The 16022-nt window shown below is 72.8% G+C and carries 16 protein-coding genes; 10 read left to right on the top strand and 6 right to left on the bottom strand.

Annotation, left to right across the window (positions count from 1 at the left end):
* Positions 1-74 precede the first annotated feature (74 nt).
* The 5 genes from J2S55_RS38250 to J2S55_RS38230 all read left to right on the top strand — a co-directional run bounded on the left by J2S55_RS38250 (position 75) and on the right by J2S55_RS38230 (position 5354).
* Positions 75-1322, top strand: coding sequence for a hypothetical protein (locus J2S55_RS38250; protein WP_306871284.1), 1248 nt, complete (start codon positions 75-77; stop codon positions 1320-1322).
* A gap of 86 nt (positions 1323-1408) precedes the next feature.
* Entirely contained in the window at positions 1409-2659 is a 1251-nt protein-coding gene (locus tag J2S55_RS38245; RefSeq protein WP_306871282.1) for a DUF1266 domain-containing protein, read from the top strand.
* A 427-nt stretch (positions 2660-3086) separates the two neighbouring features.
* A complete protein-coding gene (locus tag J2S55_RS38240) occupies positions 3087-3290 on the top strand; it encodes a cold-shock protein (protein WP_306871281.1) in 204 nt (67 codons plus the stop codon).
* A gap of 152 nt (positions 3291-3442) precedes the next feature.
* Positions 3443-4150, top strand: coding sequence for an RraA family protein (locus tag J2S55_RS38235; RefSeq protein WP_306871280.1), 708 nt, complete (start codon positions 3443-3445; stop codon positions 4148-4150).
* A 391-nt stretch (positions 4151-4541) separates the two neighbouring features.
* A complete protein-coding gene (locus tag J2S55_RS38230) occupies positions 4542-5354 on the top strand; it encodes an aminoglycoside 3'-phosphotransferase (RefSeq protein ID WP_306871278.1) in 813 nt (270 codons plus the stop codon).
* A gap of 57 nt (positions 5355-5411) precedes the next feature.
* Here J2S55_RS38230 and J2S55_RS38225 read toward each other — a convergent pair whose 3' ends face one another.
* Complete coding sequence (locus J2S55_RS38225; RefSeq protein ID WP_306871275.1) at positions 5412-6962, bottom strand: hypothetical protein; 1551 nt, start codon at positions 6960-6962, stop codon at positions 5412-5414.
* A gap of 426 nt (positions 6963-7388) precedes the next feature.
* On the opposite strand from J2S55_RS38225, the gene J2S55_RS38220 reads away from it, so the two are divergent.
* Positions 7389-8096 carry a hypothetical protein gene (locus tag J2S55_RS38220; protein WP_306871271.1) on the top strand — a complete coding sequence of 236 codons (708 nt, stop codon included), beginning with the start codon at positions 7389-7391 and terminating at the stop codon, positions 8094-8096.
* 6 nt (positions 8097-8102) lie between these two features.
* Here the strand turns inward: J2S55_RS38220 and J2S55_RS48465 are convergent, their stop codons facing one another.
* Both J2S55_RS48465 and J2S55_RS48460 read right to left on the bottom strand, forming a co-directional pair.
* Positions 8103-8189: a helix-turn-helix domain-containing protein gene (locus J2S55_RS48465; RefSeq protein WP_370879809.1), complete on the bottom strand. Its 87-nt coding sequence runs from the start codon at positions 8187-8189 to the stop codon at positions 8103-8105.
* Positions 8155-8772, bottom strand: a complete 618-nt coding sequence (locus J2S55_RS48460; protein WP_370879738.1) for a histidine kinase dimerization/phosphoacceptor domain-containing protein — start codon at positions 8770-8772, stop codon at positions 8155-8157. Before J2S55_RS48460 ends, J2S55_RS48465 begins: the two co-directional genes overlap by 35 nt.
* Positions 8773-9070: 298 nt before the next feature.
* Between J2S55_RS48460 and J2S55_RS38205 the strand changes: the two genes are divergently transcribed.
* The gene (locus J2S55_RS38205; protein ID WP_306871267.1) at positions 9071-9538 is read left to right on the top strand and encodes a peroxiredoxin family protein; all 468 of its coding nucleotides are present in this window, start codon (positions 9071-9073) and stop codon (positions 9536-9538) included.
* 269 nt (positions 9539-9807) lie between these two features.
* A complete protein-coding gene (recD2, locus tag J2S55_RS38200) occupies positions 9808-12024 on the top strand; it encodes an SF1B family DNA helicase RecD2 (protein WP_306871265.1) in 2217 nt (738 codons plus the stop codon).
* Here the strand turns inward: recD2 and J2S55_RS38195 are convergent.
* On the bottom strand, positions 11999-12745 hold the full coding sequence (locus tag J2S55_RS38195; protein WP_306871262.1) for an ArsR/SmtB family transcription factor: 747 nt from the start codon (positions 12743-12745) through the stop codon (positions 11999-12001). The genes recD2 and J2S55_RS38195 overlap by 26 nt on opposite strands.
* Positions 12746-12809: 64 nt before the next feature.
* Here J2S55_RS38195 and J2S55_RS38190 point away from each other — a divergent pair, with 64 nt between their 5' ends.
* Positions 12810-13763, top strand: coding sequence for a cytochrome P450 (locus J2S55_RS38190; RefSeq protein ID WP_306871259.1), 954 nt, complete (start codon positions 12810-12812; stop codon positions 13761-13763).
* Complete coding sequence (locus tag J2S55_RS38185; RefSeq protein ID WP_306871256.1) at positions 13760-14560, top strand: isocitrate lyase/PEP mutase family protein; 801 nt, start codon at positions 13760-13762, stop codon at positions 14558-14560. The genes J2S55_RS38190 and J2S55_RS38185 overlap by 4 nt, the downstream gene beginning before the upstream one ends.
* Positions 14561-14600: 40 nt before the next feature.
* Here the strand turns inward: J2S55_RS38185 and J2S55_RS38180 are convergent, their stop codons facing one another.
* Both J2S55_RS38180 and J2S55_RS38175 read right to left on the bottom strand, forming a co-directional pair.
* On the bottom strand, positions 14601-15464 hold the full coding sequence (locus tag J2S55_RS38180) for a DUF4394 domain-containing protein (RefSeq protein ID WP_306871252.1): 864 nt from the start codon (positions 15462-15464) through the stop codon (positions 14601-14603).
* Positions 15465-15685: 221 nt separating this feature from the next.
* Positions 15686-16018 (bottom strand): STAS domain-containing protein, encoded by a 333-nt coding sequence (locus tag J2S55_RS38175; RefSeq protein WP_306871249.1) that lies wholly within the window; start codon positions 16016-16018, stop codon positions 15686-15688.
* Positions 16019-16022 lie beyond the last annotated feature (4 nt).

Raw genomic sequence — 16022 nt, 5'->3', positions numbered from 1 at the left:
GAGAGTCATGATCGACTTCTGAGGACAGGCGTCAGCAGTCTCCTCAGACCGACATGGACGAGGGCGGAGGCTTCATGCGGCGGGTGGGTGCGGTGGTGGCGGTGTCGCTCGCGCTGGTCTCAGGCGGGTGCGCGTCAGGGGCGGAAGAACCGGCGAGCACGCCCACCGGGGCGGCCGCGCCCGTGGCCGTGCCGATGGCCTCGCCCGTCGGCGGGAGCGCGCAGGCGGTGATCGTCTCGCGGACGGACTGCCCGGAGCCGGCCCGCACCGCCGACGGGTTCCAGGTGGCCTCCGTCCGGCCGGGCTGGGAGCTGCTCTCGGTGACCGAGGAGGGCGCCCTCCGCGGCGGCGCGGCGGCCTCGGCCGGCACGCTGTGGGCGCTGCGCGACACGGGGGAGAACCCCGCGACGCCGGTCCGGTGGAAGGACGGCCGCTGGGAGACGATGGCCGTGCCGCCCGGCATGAAAGGCGTCAAGGCCCTGGCGACGAGTCCCGACGGCGGGATCTGGGCGGTCAGCCCGGGGGCGGAGGCGTGGAAGGGGGGCGTGCGTGAGGGCGACGGGTGGCGGGAGCTGACGGTGACCGTGCCGGACCAGGACAGGACCGTGCCGGATCAGGGGGGAGAGGACCGCCCCGCCGACGCGCACGGCGGCTGGGTGAGCTCCGGCGCCACCGCCGTCCACTGGGACGGCACGGGCTGGGAGCGGATGGACCTGCCCGCCGACCAGGGCGCCGAGGGGGCATCCGCCGAATATCGGCTGTTCGGCTCGGAGGAGGGCAAGGAGGTCTGGGCCGTGCCCGCCGCGGGGTCCAAGGCCGTGCGGTTGCGCGAGGGCACCCCGCAGGTGGTGGAGTTCGCGCTGCGGATCAACGCGGAGGAGGCCATCCATGACACTCAGGGCGGCGCCTTCTACCCGCAGGCCGTCGCGGTCGTCGGCGCGGACGAGACATGGGTGCTCGGGGCGGCGGCGTTCGGCACCCACTACCTGGAGGAGGGCGAGGACACCAACGCCGGACGGCTGGTGGCGCTGCGCCACGCGCAGGGCAGGTGGAGCTGCACGTGGGGCCCCTTCCACCGGGAGAACTTCGACGGCGCGTTCGTGGACGCGGTGCCGGACGGGGACGGCGGGCTGTGGACGGTGACGACGGAGTCGACGCTGTGGCACCTCAGCGGCGGGCGCTGGACCAGGGAGCGCCCGCCCGCCGACCAGGGCACGGAGCCGCACGTCACCGACCTGGTGGCCACCGACCACGGAATCTACGCGCTGGGCTCGGTCGCCTCGGCGGAACAGTCCCGCGGAGCGCTCTGGCGCGCCGGCTAGGCCCCCCACCGGCTGCCGACGAGGGACGGCCGACGTCCCGGCCGAGGCCGGAAACGGCCGAGCGGAGTCTCGCTATATTTTCGCTCATGCTCACCGGTGACGAGATGCACGAGGAAATACTCCCTTCCCTGCAAGATCCTCAGGACGGGAGTCCATGGCGCGCTCCCGCCGCCCGCGAGCAGCGGCTGTATGAGCTGTGCCGGGAGGACGAGGCGGGAGACGACCGCGCGGGGTACGAATACCTGCGATCCGTCGCCGCCGAAGGGCTCTACCGGCCCGTGTCCTTGGAGGCCGCCGCCGACGAGCGAGGGCGGCGGCCGGTGACGCTTGCGGCGCTGGACGACGGGCGCCGGGTCGTGCTCACGTACACGGTGGGCGTGCTGCCCCGGCCGCATCCCGAGGTGGTGTACGAATTCGTCACCCTCGGCGGCCTGGCGGCCATCTGGCCCGACGGCGTGGAGATCCTGGCCGTCAACGCCGAGACGCCGTGTGCCCAGTGGATCCTCGCCGACGAGGAGGAGCGGGAGATCTGGGGCGAGCTCCACGAGGAGCTGTTCCGCCCCGATGAGCTGTGCGACCGCGTCGAGACGCGCCGGACCGGCGCCCCCGCGGACGAGGCGATGCTGCGCGGCCTGGCCTGCGGGGCGCACCTGTGCTACTCCAACGGAGACGCCTGGAACACGCTCCACTGGCACGGCGCCGGCTACAGCAACGAGGTCGAGCGGCTGGCGGAGTCCTGGAACGTCTTCACCCGCGACGACTGGCACAGCACGCAGGAGCGGCTGCTCACCTGCGAGGTCAGCCCCTGGGTCTGGGACTTCGTGCTCGGGACGCGGGTCCGGCTCGCCCACGGGTCGGGAGGCGAGCGCGTCGATCCCGTGGCGTGGCGCGACCTCGTCGAGACCTCCATACGCCGGCAGGCGGAGGAGGGCACCGACCCTGACGAGCTCGACGGGTTCGTCGCCCGGCTACGCGGGCTGGTGGGCGAGGTGACACGCTACGAGGCACGGTTCAGGGCCGACGGACTGCTGCCACCTGACGGGTATGTGCGGTCCGTCGCCGCCTGGGACCTGGGCCGCGCCACGATGATGGCCCGCTGGGGGCGGGGTGCCCGGTACGCGACCGAGCAGGAGATGCACGCCGCGATCGAGAGGGCGGGCAAGAGCGTCCAGAGCGTCTACGGCTCATGGGCGGAGTTCTCGGCCGGATACGTCCTGGGCCGCTGCCTCCACTTCGACGAGGATACGTTCGGGGAGTGGTACACAACGGTGCTGCAGGCCCACCGGGCGCTGATGAGCGACCCGGAGAGTCCCTGGGCGGCGATCACCCTGCACTGAGCCTCCGGGCCGCCCCGCACCGGCTTCCCCGCGCCGCCCGTCCGGCCCGTCGCAGCCGCCGCGGCCGCCGGCACCGCCCGAGCCCCGGTACGGCCGGCCGGGCGGTAGGCGCTGGTCGCGCGCGTAGTCGCGGACGGCCTGGAGAAGCTGCCGGCCGGCCAGCCCCCCGAGCAGGCGCCCCGCCTCGCCGCCCGGTACGCGCACGTGGCCCGGGACCGTGACCGGACCTGCTCGTACACCGGCCCGCGCAGGTGCTACGGTGAACCCAGTTGCGGTTGTGGTACCCATGAAACTCTGTGTGCACCTGACGGGATGTGACCCTCAGGTGCATTTTTGTTCTGCCGGTCATCTCCGGATGGGCTCATCACGGCGACACGGAATCCGTGCAGTGCGGATTCCGGCTCTGCCCCTACAGAAGGAGATCGACATGGCTACCGGCACCGTGAAGTGGTTCAACGCGGAAAAGGGCTTCGGCTTCATCGAGCAGGACGGCGGCGGCGCTGACGTCTTCGCTCACTTCTCGAACATCGCCGGCCAGGGCTACCGCGAGCTGCAGGAAGGCCAGAAGGTGTCATTCGACGTCACGCAGGGCCAGAAGGGCCCGCAGGCCGAGAACATCGTCCCGGCCTGACCTCAGCACCCGCCACGGGCCGGGACCCGCAGCCGGAAGGCGCGGATCCCGGCCCGTGCCGTATCCGGCACCCCGCCGATTGATGTCGCGTCCTCGACATGCGAGCCTCGAGGACGACGACACCTCGGGCGGACGGCGGGAGGAAGCACGGTATGGATCGCCACGAGCTTCGGCGACGGTTCGCGACTCTGACCACCGCCCATCTGGCGGACGCGTGCATCCGCGCCCGGGTCCCGGTGCGGTGCGCCCCGGCGCACCTGCGGAGCGTAGCGCCCGGGAGCCGCCTGGCCGGGCGCGTGTGCCCTGCTCGGCACGTCGGCAGCGTCGACGTCTTCCTGGAGGCCTTCGAAGGGGCCGCGCCCGGCGATGTGCTGGTGGTCGACAACGGCGGGCGGCTCGACGAGGCGTGCGTCGGCGATCTGGTGGTCCTGGAGGCTCAGGCTGCCGGGCTGGACGGAATCGTGATCTGGGGGCTGCACCGCGACACAGCCGACATACGGGCGATCGGGCTGCCGGTCTTCAGCCTGGGGGCGATCCCGACCGGCCCGCTACGCCTGGACGCCCGCCCCCACGACGCTCTGGGATCGGCCGGCGTGGGAGATCTGACGGTCAGCGGCGAGGACGTGGTCCTGGGCGATGACGACGGTGTGCTCTTCGTGCCGGCCACTCGCGCCGCGGACCTCCTCACGCTCGCCGAGACGATCCGCGACACCGAACGGCACCAGGCCGAACGGATCCGCGAAGGTGTCTCCCTACGCGCTCAGCTGCGGTTCGACACCTATCTCGCCCGGCGCCGGCAGGAGCCTTCCCTGAGCTTCCGTGATCATCTGCGGGCCGTGGGCGGAGCCGTCGAGGAATGACCCCGCGCCGGACGAGGCCATCGGCCCCTACCCCGTCGACCGGCAGGAGCCGGGGCTGAGGACCACCGGGGCCGGACCCGGCGGGCGGCACGGATCGGGATCTTGTAGACGGCGGCACCGATCCTCTACAAGAAGTAGTACTACTTCCCAGGCGCTCGAGGACGTGGCGACGCTGGTGGACTGCCTGGGCTCCGTACCCGATCCGACCGCGGTCGTGGAGGTGTACTCCGCCAAGCGCAGGCGGCAGGCGGCCCGGCCCCGGCCGCGCGGACGGACACGCTCGCCGGACCCGGCGCCGGCACCGGGACAGCGCCGCCCACTCCCACCGGCGGGCCCTTCCCCCCGAAAACCAGTTGTCACCGGCACCGCCCCCGGGAAGGATCCTGTCTCCATGAGCCACCCTGTCATCTCCGAGATCCCGACCGGCCCCGTGGCCGTCCCCGACGTCATCGCGGCGCTCGCCGGCGGCGACACCATCACTCCGGTGTGGCGCAACGAGCTCGGTGGCCTGACCTTCCGCCTCGGAAACGGGCACGACAGCACCAGATACGCCAAGTGGGTCGCCGCCGGCACCCCGGAGATCGACCTCCCCGGCGAGGCCGAGCGCCTGGCCTGGGCGCAGCAGTGGGTGAACGTCCCGCGAGTCATCGAGCACGGCGCCGACGCCGACGGCGCGTGGCTGGTCACCGCGGCGCTCCCGGGCCTGTCGGCGGTGGACCCCCGATGGATCGCCGACCCGGCGACCGCGGCGGCCGCGATCGGCCGAGGACTGCGCCTGCTCCACGACGCCCTGCCCGTGGAGCGGTGCCCGTTCGAATGGAGCGTCGCTCGACGGCTCGCACGCGCCGACGAGCGCATCGCCGACGGCAAGGGGCCGGCCGACTGGTTCCCTGAGCACCGTCACCTCGAACTCGCGCAGGCCCGGGCGCGCATCGGGGAGCCGCCCTCGATCGACCGCCTGGTCGTCTGCCACGGGGACGCGTGCGTCCCCAACACGCTGCTGCACGACGACGGCACGTTCGCCGCGCACGTCGATCTCGGTTCGCTCGGGGTGGCCGACCGATGGGCCGACCTGGCCGTCGCGGCGTGGAGCATGGAGTGGAACTACGGCCCGGGATACGACGGCGTCATGTACGACGCCTACGGGATCACCCCGGACCCCGAGCGCATCGCCTACTACCGCCTGCTCTGGGACATGACCTGACCGGTCGGCCTCCGGTGGGTCCTCCGTCTTTGGCGGGGCCCCGGCCACCCGCCCCCGTCAGGTGACGGGGACCAGGTCGGGGCCGACGACGTGACCCTGATGCGGCTCGGGGGCGTTCTGGTCGTGCCGGAAGTGCCCGGCGTACCAGACGACGACGTTGACGCCGCTGAGACTCTCCCCGTTGACGAACCGGTTCAGCATCGCCCGGTTGTCGGCACCGGGGTTGCCGTCGTACAGCTCGGCCGGGTGGTGGCGCAGGAACCACAGGTCACCGACGCCGTAGGGGTCGGCGGTGTTGTCGTGCTCGCCGGGGTGGATCTGGTAGCCACGGCCGCCGGCACCGTCGGTGATCCGCCAGAACCGGGCGGGATGACGCCGCTTGCGCATGACCTCCTGCACGATGGGCACCGGCTCAGGGATGACCGAGCCGGTGTCGTCGAACTGCTCGATCACGTCGTTGGCCGCGCCTTCGACGTCGAAGTCGAAGCGCCAGTAGACGTGGTGGCGGTGGCGCATGCAGGTGCGCGGGTTGCGCACCCCGGCGAAGCCGAACCGCGGCCTGATCACGCCGTCGTCGGCCAGGCGCCACTCTGACACATACCGGTACCAGCCGGCGGCCAGCTCGCTGACGATCCTCAGCTCGCCGTCGGCGTAGTGGAAGGCCACCCCCTGGAAGTTGCCGGCGTCGTTGTCGGGCCGCTCCAGGATGGTCCTGGGCGGCTGGGTGCAGATCCGCCAGCCCCAGCCCACCGGGTCGCTGCCGGTGGCCGAGAAGCGGGTCTCCTGGTTCTGCCAGTCGCGGAAGGTGACGCCGTCCTCCTCGTACTGGACGTTGAGGATCGGCACGTGCGCCTGGCGCAGCACGATCCTGCCCCGGTAGCGCACCTGCCGCAGCTCCACCCCGGAACCGTCACCGGGGCCGCTGGGCGCCGACGCGCGGGGCCGTACCACGATCATGTTCCACAGTTCGGTGTCACCGTCGAACACGCGCAGCCGCACCTGGTTGGGGCCGCCTCGGTCGCGCAGGCTCTCCACGCCCTCGGGCAGGTGCGACTCGCAGTCGCCCGGATGCATCGCGACGGAGACCCCGGCCGGGGACCAGTCGACGCTGCCCGCGGCGACGTCGACGGCGACGATCCGGTGCCTGACCGCGCCGGAAGGGTCATAGACGCCCAGGGTGGGGCGGCGGGTGGTGGTGCCGTCGGGGTTGTCCAGGTCGGCCAGCGGCGGCATCGGCTGATAGATCAGCACGTCGTCCCCGGCGGGGAAGCGCCCGTCGGCCCGCAGGATCGCCGCGGCCGCCCTGAGCTCCTGCGGCCGCGGGTTGGGACGGTAGGAGCTGGGCAGGACCTGCGCCTGCTCGGGCCGGTCCACGGTGCCGCGCAGCTCGACGCCCCGGTTGGAGACCGGGTCGAACACACTCGCCCGGAACGGCGCCCGCCCGTCCGGATCGTGCCCGAGCGCGGCCGCGGCCCCCACGATCAGCCGGTGGACCTCGGTGGTGCGCAGGTGCGCGAGCACGGCGGGATGCGCCCCCGCCACCTGCCGCACCCGTTCGGCCGAGAGCCCCGGACGGCCGACTTCCTCGATGATCACCCGTACGGTCATGCTGGTCTCCCCGTCATGGCTGCCGATGTCCGGCGCCGCCCCCGACGTCTCCGGCGTATCCCTGTCCTACCGCCCTGTCACGACGCTGGGAAGACCCGTAATGTTCGGCTGCGGCGATGCGGCGGCCCTCCGCCCGCCCCGCCGCCCCCCAATCCCTCGCGACACACCGCAGCGGAACCCGGCCTCACCGACACTTACCGCTTAACCTGCGAAAACAGGAACACGCGCAGCTCCGCTGCGCGCTCCTGCGACACGTCAAGCAGCGACGAGTGAGCACAGGCGCCGCCTGTCATTGGTTGGGCTGCCCCTACCGGCCGGGACGAGGCGGTTCCGGTGCGGGAGGTCCCCCTGTGGCGATTCACCTTGCGGTTTCACCGGTCGATCGGCATCGGGCCTCCCCGCGAGGCCCGCGAGGAGGGCAGTCTGGTGCGTAAGCGCTATCCCATCGTGGCGGCCACGGGCGCGCTGTGCCTGGCGCTGGCCGCCGCCTGCGCAGGCGGCGGCCCCGTCAACCTGGCGCAGGCCCCGACGGGGACCCCCACGGCGGCTCCCACGGGGAGCCCGGGGCATCCGACGGGCGGCGGCGGGGCCGCCACCGTGCCCGGCGGTTTCGAACTGGTCGGCAGCACCGCCAACGGGCTCGCCGTCGCGGTCCCCGACTCCTGGGTCGCGCTCGACCTGACCAAGGACGACCTCCAGCAGGGGCTCAAGCGCAGCGGCCTGTCGGGCAAGGCGCTGGAGCGGGCCCAGCGGGACCTGCAGCCGCTGGTGACCAACAAGGCCGTCTGGGCCTTCGACCCCGGATCGAGGCACAGATCGCCCAACGGCTTCACCACCAACCTCAACGGCTACTGCCAGCCCAGCTCGGACGCCTCGACCGACCAGCTGATCAGCGCGGCCACCGGCGAGCTGCAACAGATCAGAGCCAAGATCATCGAAGCGACCAAGGTGCCCGTCGGCGGCACGGAGGCGGCGCGGATGGTCTACGTCTTCCCGGCCGGCGGCATGCAGGTCAAGGGCACCCAGTTCTACCTGCCCGCCCAGGGCAGGACCTGCACCGTCACGCTCAGCACCGACCAGGACGGCAAGCAGGCCCTGTTCGACCGGATCGGCAGGACGATCCGGCTGCTCTGACCGTTTTCAGCCTTCCGCCAACCCCTGCCGGTAGGCGTAGCGTGTCGCGTCGCTGCGGCTACGGGCTCCGATCTTGGCGAAGGCGTTGTTGATGTGCGTCTTGACCGTCGACTCGCCGATGAACAGCGACGTGGCGATCTGCCACCGCGTGTCGTGCCTCGGACAGGCCCTCGGCGGCCAGCCGACGGGCCCGCCGTACTTGTTCCAACCCACCGTTCAGATCGTGCTTGTCGCTCAGCAGCGCGTCGGCCAGCTCCAGTTGCACGCCCAGGGCACCGAGGGAGTGCGCGAGGACATCGTGGAGTTCACGGGCGATCCTGGTCCGTTCGTCCAACGCGGCGGCTCGCGCGTGCCCCGCCTGGGCGCGCTGAGTCTGTTCCAGCAGCCGGTGGGCGTGCTCGGCCTGGGCGCGGTACTGCCGCCGGCTGAGTCCCGGCACCACGACGACCACCATCACCGCGGCGTTGCCGAACGCGTCACCGGCCGATCGCTCCGAGAACACGCACGACGAGGTGGCCGCCATGACCGTCGCACCCGTCATCGTAATGATCACCAGTGGGCTCGGCCGCGTGTGCATGGAGAAGGCCACCAGCCCGACACACGACATGATCATTGCGGTGCCGTCGCCGGTCGAGCCGACAGCCGACGCCGCGGTCAACGCCGAGGTGCCCAGCACGAGGAGGGCGCCGGCCCGATTGCCGACGTACGGCTCGGGGGTGCGCCGAGCGAGATCGATCCCGAGACGGTGAATCCTTTCGCGGCGTGGAGGCCTCTTATGGGATGACGGTCACGCTGGGAAGGAGATTCGGATGAGTGACGTCGTGATGCCGGCCGTGCGGCAGGCACTGTTCACGACCTCGTTCCGACGGCAAGGGCGCGGACGTGGCTGACCGCGGCCGCACGACCCCGGAGCCCACTGGCGCCTGACCCGAGCAGACCGTATTTCACAACCCGAGTTGAAGAGGATTTCCGCCATGCTTGAAACTGGATCGCCCGCGCCCGACGTCGTGCTGGAAGACACCGACGGCCAGGCCGTCCGCCTGTCCGACTACCAGGGCAATCACGCTGTGCTCGTCTACTTCATGCGGTCGACGTCGTGCCCGGTCTGCTACCGGCACGTCCAGGACCTCATCCGGCGCCGCGACGAGCTCGCCGCCGACAACGTGCGAGTGCTTGTCGCGGTCCCCGAGGACCGCCAGGCCGCGGCCGAGTGGAAGGCCAAGCGTCAGATCCCCTTCCCCGTCCTCACCGGCCGCCACGGCACCCCGCACGAGATGATCGGCCTGAGCAGGAAGGTCTTCGGCTCGATGCAGCAGTCAGGCAGCATCCTCGTCGACTCCCAGGGCGTCATCCGTCACGCCCACGGCTCCACCATGCCCACCGGCAGCTACGACAAGAAGGGAATCACCGCCGCCGTCCAGGCCCTCCGCACACGTAGGTGACCTACGTCAGGGCGGCCTTCCCAGCGAGCAGGGTCGATCAGGTGGGGGCGTACCCACGGCGTCCTGCGCGGAAGTGATCGACAAACGGAACAGGCCCGCATCAGTGCGGGTCAGGCAGGTCCGGTGGAAATCTCCCCTGGACTGCGGGAAGGCCGGGACCGGAGCGCGCCCCGGGGGAGCCGGGCTCCGGTCCCCGGCGGCCCATCGCGGTCGCCGGCCACTGCTCTACCCTTCTACCCTGGCCCGGGAAGGTTAGAGAGAGGTTTTCCGTGAAGCCTGGATCGGGTGGTCCCCCTACGGCATCCATCGACGCCGTCCTCGAACGCATCACCTACGCCAACGAGGAGACCGGCTACACCATCGCCCGGGTGGCCACCGAACGCTCGGGCAGTGACCTGCTGACCGTGGTCGGGCCGCTGCTGGGCGCCCAGCCCGGCGAGTCGCTACGGCTGACCGGGCGCTGGACCTCCCACCCGAAGTACGGCAAGCAGTTCGAGGTGTGGTCCTACACCACCGTGCTGCCCGCCACCGTCCAGGGCATCCAGCGCTATCTGGGCTCCGGACTGATCAAGGGCATCGGGCCGAAGATGGCCGAGCGGATCGTCGACCACTTCGGCGCCGACACCCTCCAGATCATCGAGACCGCTCCCGAGCGCCTGGTCGAGGTCCCCGGCCTCGGGCCCAAGCGGACCAAGATGATCGGCGTCGCCTGGGAGGAACAGAAGATCATCAAAGAAGTGATGATCTTCCTGCAGGGGGTCGGCGTGTCGACCTCCATCGCGGTACGGATCTTCAAACAGTACGGCGACGCCTCCATCACGGTCGTCAAGAGCGAGCCCTACCGGCTGGCCGACGACGTGTGGGGGATCGGCTTCAAGACCGCCGACGCCATCGCCCAGGCCGTCGGCATCCCGCACGACAGCCCCGAGCGGGTCAAGGCGGGGCTGCGCTACACCCTGTCGCAGGCCGCCGACGACGGCCACTGCTACCTGCCGGCGCCCAACCTCGTCGGCGACGCGGTGAAGATCCTGGAGGTCCCCGCCGAACTGACCGTCCGGTGCCTGGAGGAGTTGGTCACCGAGGAGGGCGTGGTCCGCGAGGAGGTCCCCGTCGGCGACGGCACCGTCCCGGCGGTCTACCTGGTCCCCTTCCACCGCGCCGAGCTGTCGCTGGCCGGTTCGCTGCGCGCCCTGCTGGCCTCCGGCCACGACCGGCTGGGCGTCTTCGGGTCGGTGGACTGGGAGGCGGCCCTGCAGTGGCTGCAGCAGCGGACCGGCGCCGACCTCGCCCCCGAGCAGGCCCACGCCGTACGGCTGGCACTGTGCGAGAAGGTCGCGGTGCTGACCGGCGGCCCCGGCTGCGGCAAGAGCTTCACCGTACGCTCCATCGTCACCCTGGCCCGCGCCAAGAAGGCCAAGGTGATCTTGGCCGCGCCCACCGGCCGGGCGGCCAAGAGGCTGGCGGAGCTGACCGGCCACGAGGCCACCACCGTGCACCGGCTGCTGCAGCTGCGCCCCGGCGGGGATGCCACCTTCGACCGCGACAACCCCCTGGACGCCGACCTGGTCGTGGTCGACGAGGCCTCGATGCTGGACCTGCTGCTGGCCAACAAGCTGGTCAAGGCCGTCGCGCCGGGCACGCACCTGTTGTTCGTGGGGGATGTGGACCAGCTGCCGTCGGTCGGCGCCGGCGAGGTGCTGCGGGACCTGCTGGCCGCCGAGGAGGAGATCCCCCGGGTCCGGCTGACCCACATCTTCCGCCAGGCGCAGGAGTCGGGCGTGGTCACCAACGCCCACCGGGTCAACACCGGCCTGCCGCCGGCACTGGAGGGCATGAACGACTTCTTCCTGTTCCCGTGCGAGGAGCCGGAGGAGATCGCGGCGCTGACGGTGGACGTGGTGGCCAACCGGATCCCGCGCAAGTTCGGCCTCAACCCGCGCCGGGACGTGCAGGTGCTGGCGCCGATGCACCGGGGCGCGGCGGGGGCGGGCAACCTCAACACCTCGCTGCAGGAGGCGCTGACCCCCTCCCGGGAGGGCATGCCCGAGCGCCGCTACGGCGGCCGGGTCTTCCGGGTCGGCGACAAGGTGACCCAGCTGCGCAACAACTACGACAAGGGCGCGGCGGGGGTGTTCAACGGGACCGTGGGCATGGTGGTCGACATCAAGCCCGACGACCACAAGCTGACCGTGCTGACCGACGAGGACGAGCACGTCGAGTACGCCTTCGACGAGCTGGACGAGCTGGCGCACGCCTACGCGGTCTCCATCCACCGCTCCCAGGGCAGCGAGTATCCGGCGGTGGTCATCCCGCTGGCCACCAGCGCGTGGATGATGCTGCAGCGCAACCTGCTCTACACCGCCATCACCCGGGCCAAGAAACTCGTCGTCATCGTCGGCTCACGCCGGGCCCTGGCCCAGGCGGTGCGGACCCGGGGCGCGGGACGGCGCCACACCAGCCTCACCCACCGGCTGCGCTCGCCGTGACCTGGGCGGCCTCACCGGTGAGCCCGTCCAGGCCCAGCAGCGCGCCCAGAGCCTCCTGTCCGGCCCCGGTGACGCGCAGCGCCCGTCCGGAGCCGATCCGGCTCACCCATCCGCGCTCCAGCGCGGTCGCGCAGAGCGCGGCCCCGGCGGAGCCGGCCAGGTGATGGCGGCGTTCGGTCCAGTCCAGGCAGGGCCGGGCCAGGGGGCGCCTGCCGGTGGGCGGCGGCAGCGGCACCCGCAGCTCCCCCTCGAACCAGGCCAGCCCCTCGTCGCTGAGCGCGAAGCCGGTGTCCTGGCGCAGCAGCCCCCGGGCGGTGAGCGCGTCGGTGATGGTCACACCGAGCCTTCCGGCCAGGTGGTCGTAGCAGGTCCGCGCGGCGGCCATCGCCTTGGCCGCGCTCGCCGCGCGCAGCGTCGGCGGCCTGGCGGCGCTCTCGGCGCGTTCGGCGTGGGCCGTCAGGTCCTCGATGAGCTGGGCCACCTGCGGCCCGGCGAGCCGTAGATACCGGTGGCGTCCCTGACGTTCCTCGGCCAGCAGGCCGCCCTCCACCAGCTGTGACAGGTGCTCGCTGGCCGTGGAGGCCGCGACCCCGGCGTGCCGGGCCAGCTCACCGGCGGTCCAGGCACGCCCGTCCAGCAGCGCCAGGCAGAAACGCGCCCGGGTGGTGTCGGCCAGCAGCCCGGCCAGTACGGCAAGAGGGATCGGCGTCGTAGATGTCATCTGTCCATCATGACCGGCCGACACTTCGGCGGGCGCCGAAGCCTCCCACCCCTAGCGTCGGGACATGACTTCACACCCGCTGGTCGTCAGCCGCTACGACGAGGTGCGCGCGCTCCTGACCGACCCCGGCCTGTCCGTCGTGCCCGCGCCCCGCCCGCCCTCCGCCCTGACCGTGGCCTGGCTGCGCGGCGCGGTCAGCCGCTTCGCCGACGGCCCCCTGCACGCCCGGCGCCGGGCCGCGGCCGAGGAGGTGCTCGCCGGGCTGCGGGCGCCGGCGCTGCGCGCCGCGGCCTTCCGGCGGGCCTCCTCGGCCCCGCGGGAGGCCGGGGCGGTCCCGATCGAGCTGATCCCGGTCGAGGTGCTGGCCGTCGCGCTCGGCGTCCGGGCGCAAGAGGGCGGGCAGGCGGCGCGGGCGGTAGCACGGTTCGCCCCGGCCTACCTGCCCGCCCCGGCCCCCGCCTCCGCAAGCGCCCAGGTCGCAGGCACCGCCCCGGCAAGCACCGAGGTCGCAGGCACCGGGCACGCCGCCACCGCGGGCGCCGCCCACCCCGCCGCAGACGCCGCCGGTGACACGGCGGCGGCCGACGCGGGCCTGGCCCGGCTGTCGAGGCTGCTGGGCGACCCCGAGCCGGAGCGGCTGGCCGTACTGGCCGGACTGCTGGCCCAGGCCTGCGACTCCACGGCCACCCTGATCCGCAACGCGCTGGCGGCCGGCACCGCGGCCTGCCCGGTGGAGGACCTGCTGGCCGAGACGCTGCGCCACGACCCACCGGTGCGGGTGCTGCGCCGCGTCGTGACAGGGCCGGGCCGGGCGGCGGGCGGCGCGGAGCCCGGCACACCCGTACTGCTGGATGTGGCGGCGGCCAACCGGGATCCGGAGGTGTTCGACGACCCCGGCCGCTTCCGGCCCGGCCGCACACAGGAGCACCTGACCTTCGGAGCGGGGCCGCGCCCCTGCCCGGGGCGGGAGATCGCGCTGGCGCTGGCGGCCGGGGTGATCGAGGCGGTGCGGCGGTGACGGCGGCCGGGCCGACGATGTCCGAGCGGTTCAGGGCGTTGCACCACGGCCACCAGCCCCTGCTGCTGCCCAACGCCTGGGACCACGCCTCGGCGGCGGCGCTGGCGGCGGCCGGGTTCGCGGCGGTGGGGACGACGAGCCTGGGAGTGGCCGCGGCCGCGGGCAAGCCGGACGCCGAGCAGGCCACCCGGGCCGAGACCGTGGCGCTGGCACGCGGGATCGCCAGGCTGCAGGTGCCGGTCACGGTCGACATCGAGGCGGGCTTCGGCGGCTCACCCGCCCAGGTGGCCGACCTGGCCGAGGAACTGGCCGACGCCGGGGTCGCCGGGATCAACATCGAGGACGGCCGCGGCCGCGGCCTGGCGGAGGTGTCGGAGCAGGTCGCGCTGATCGGCGCGATCAAGCAACGGGTGCCGCGGCTGTTCGTCAACGCCCGCACCGACCCGTTCTGGCTGGGCGCGCCCGACGCCCTGGCCACAGCCGTGCGGCGGGTCCAGGCCTACGCCGGCGCGGGGGCCGACGGGGTGTTCGTCCCGGGGGCGGCCCGGGAACGGGAGGTGCAGGCGCTGGTCGCCGCCGCCGCGGTGCCGCTGAACGTGCTCATCCAACCGCAGGTGCCGCCGGCGCGACTGGCGGCCCTGGGCGTGCGGCGGATCAGCTACGGCTCCCTGCTGTTCCGCACCGCGCTGCGGGCGGCCGTCACCACCGCGCTGGAGGTGGCCGCCGGCGGCCCGGTCGCCGACGACGTGCCCTCCTACGGGCAGGTCCAGCGGCTGTGGCGGCCGGAGCCGCGCTGAGGCCGCGGCCCCGCCCCCCCGGTGAGAGGGGTGGAGCCGGTCAGTTCCGGTCGAGCGGCAGGGCGATGTCGACGACCTGGCGGTGGCGCGGGAAGGAGCCGTAGAGGTCGGCCGCGCCGGTGAGCAGGTCCACGCCGTAGAAGCGGTAGCCGTCGCCGACCCTCAAGGTGGCGAAGGCGCTGTTGGAGACGGTGACCTCACCGCGCACCGAGCTGTAGACGTCGAAGCCCGCGCCGCCGGTCGCGGCCACGCCCAGGGCGCCGACCGGCGCCAGGGTGCCCGCGTTGGCGGGAGACTGCAGGCTCACCCGGTCGGCGCCGGTGTCGAGGTCGAACAGCGTGGTGGCGGTGGCCGGGCTGAGGTCGTTGTTGGTGTAGGCGGCCCCCGAGACGCCGAGCGCGGTGGCGCCGGTGGTGGCCGGCGGGACGGGCGGATTGGTCAGCGGGCCGTCGGCCACGGTCTGTCCCGCGGCGGGGGTGCCGGCCGGATCGTCGATGTTGTGCCGCAGGTTCTGCCCGGTGTCACTGATCACGCGCAGCCGGTTGGCGGCGGGGTTGAAGTCGACGCCGAAACCGGTGCCGCTCAGCGCCACGGTCAGCTGGGAGACCTTGGTCGCCACGGCCGAGCGGTTCAGGACGTAGACGCCGCCCTGGTCGCCGACGCCGTACAGCCTGCCGTTCTGCACGCGGTAGTCGATGCCGACCAGGGCGCTGTCGCCCTGGAGCCCGCGGACCGCGCCCAGGTCGTGGACCTTCTCGGGGGAGCTGGCCTGGAAGAGCACCAGGCGCTGGCCGTCGGTCAGCCCGACGACCGCCAGGCGGGGCCGGCTGCCGGCCAGCGCCGGCGCGGTGGTGCCCGCCGCCGCGCTCAGCACCACCAGGGCGGCGATGAGTGTCTTTCGCATGTGCCTTCTCCTCTGCGACCGGGCGCCGGCGCGCCCGGACCGGCCACGGCCACGGCATGGTGGGCGGACCGGCCTGCGCGTGATCCTGTTTTCGCAGGTTAAGCGGTAAGGATCGGCGAGATCGGCTTCTGCCGCGGTGTGTCGCCGGCAATCACCCACGCCCCCGTGCGGAGCCGGGCCGCGGCCGCCGCCCGCGGGCGGGACGGGCCCGGGCCGGGGCGCTACTGGACGGGCGGCAGGTCGAAGACCTGGTCCAGGGCGGTCACCTTGAACAGGTGGCGCAGGTAGGAGGTCAGGGCGACGATCCGCATGGTGCCGCCGTGCTCGCGGGCGGTGTTGTAGACGTTGATCAGGGCCGCCACCCCGGAGGAGTCGACGAACTCCAGGCCCGACAGGTCCAGCTCCAGACGGCGCGGCTGCCCGGCCAGCAGCTCCTGGGCCAGGGGGAAGAGCTCGGCGGCCGTGTCGTAGTCCAGATCACCGGCGAGCACCAGCAGCGTGGTGCCCGCGTCGGTGCTCTGCACCTCGGTACGGAGCGGGGTCTTCTCGAGCATCTAT

This window comes from Streptosporangium brasiliense, assembly GCF_030811595.1.
GTDB classification, from domain to species: Bacteria; Actinomycetota; Actinomycetes; order Streptosporangiales; family Streptosporangiaceae; genus Streptosporangium; species Streptosporangium brasiliense.
This window is presented reverse-complemented; position numbering and strand designations above follow the sequence as displayed.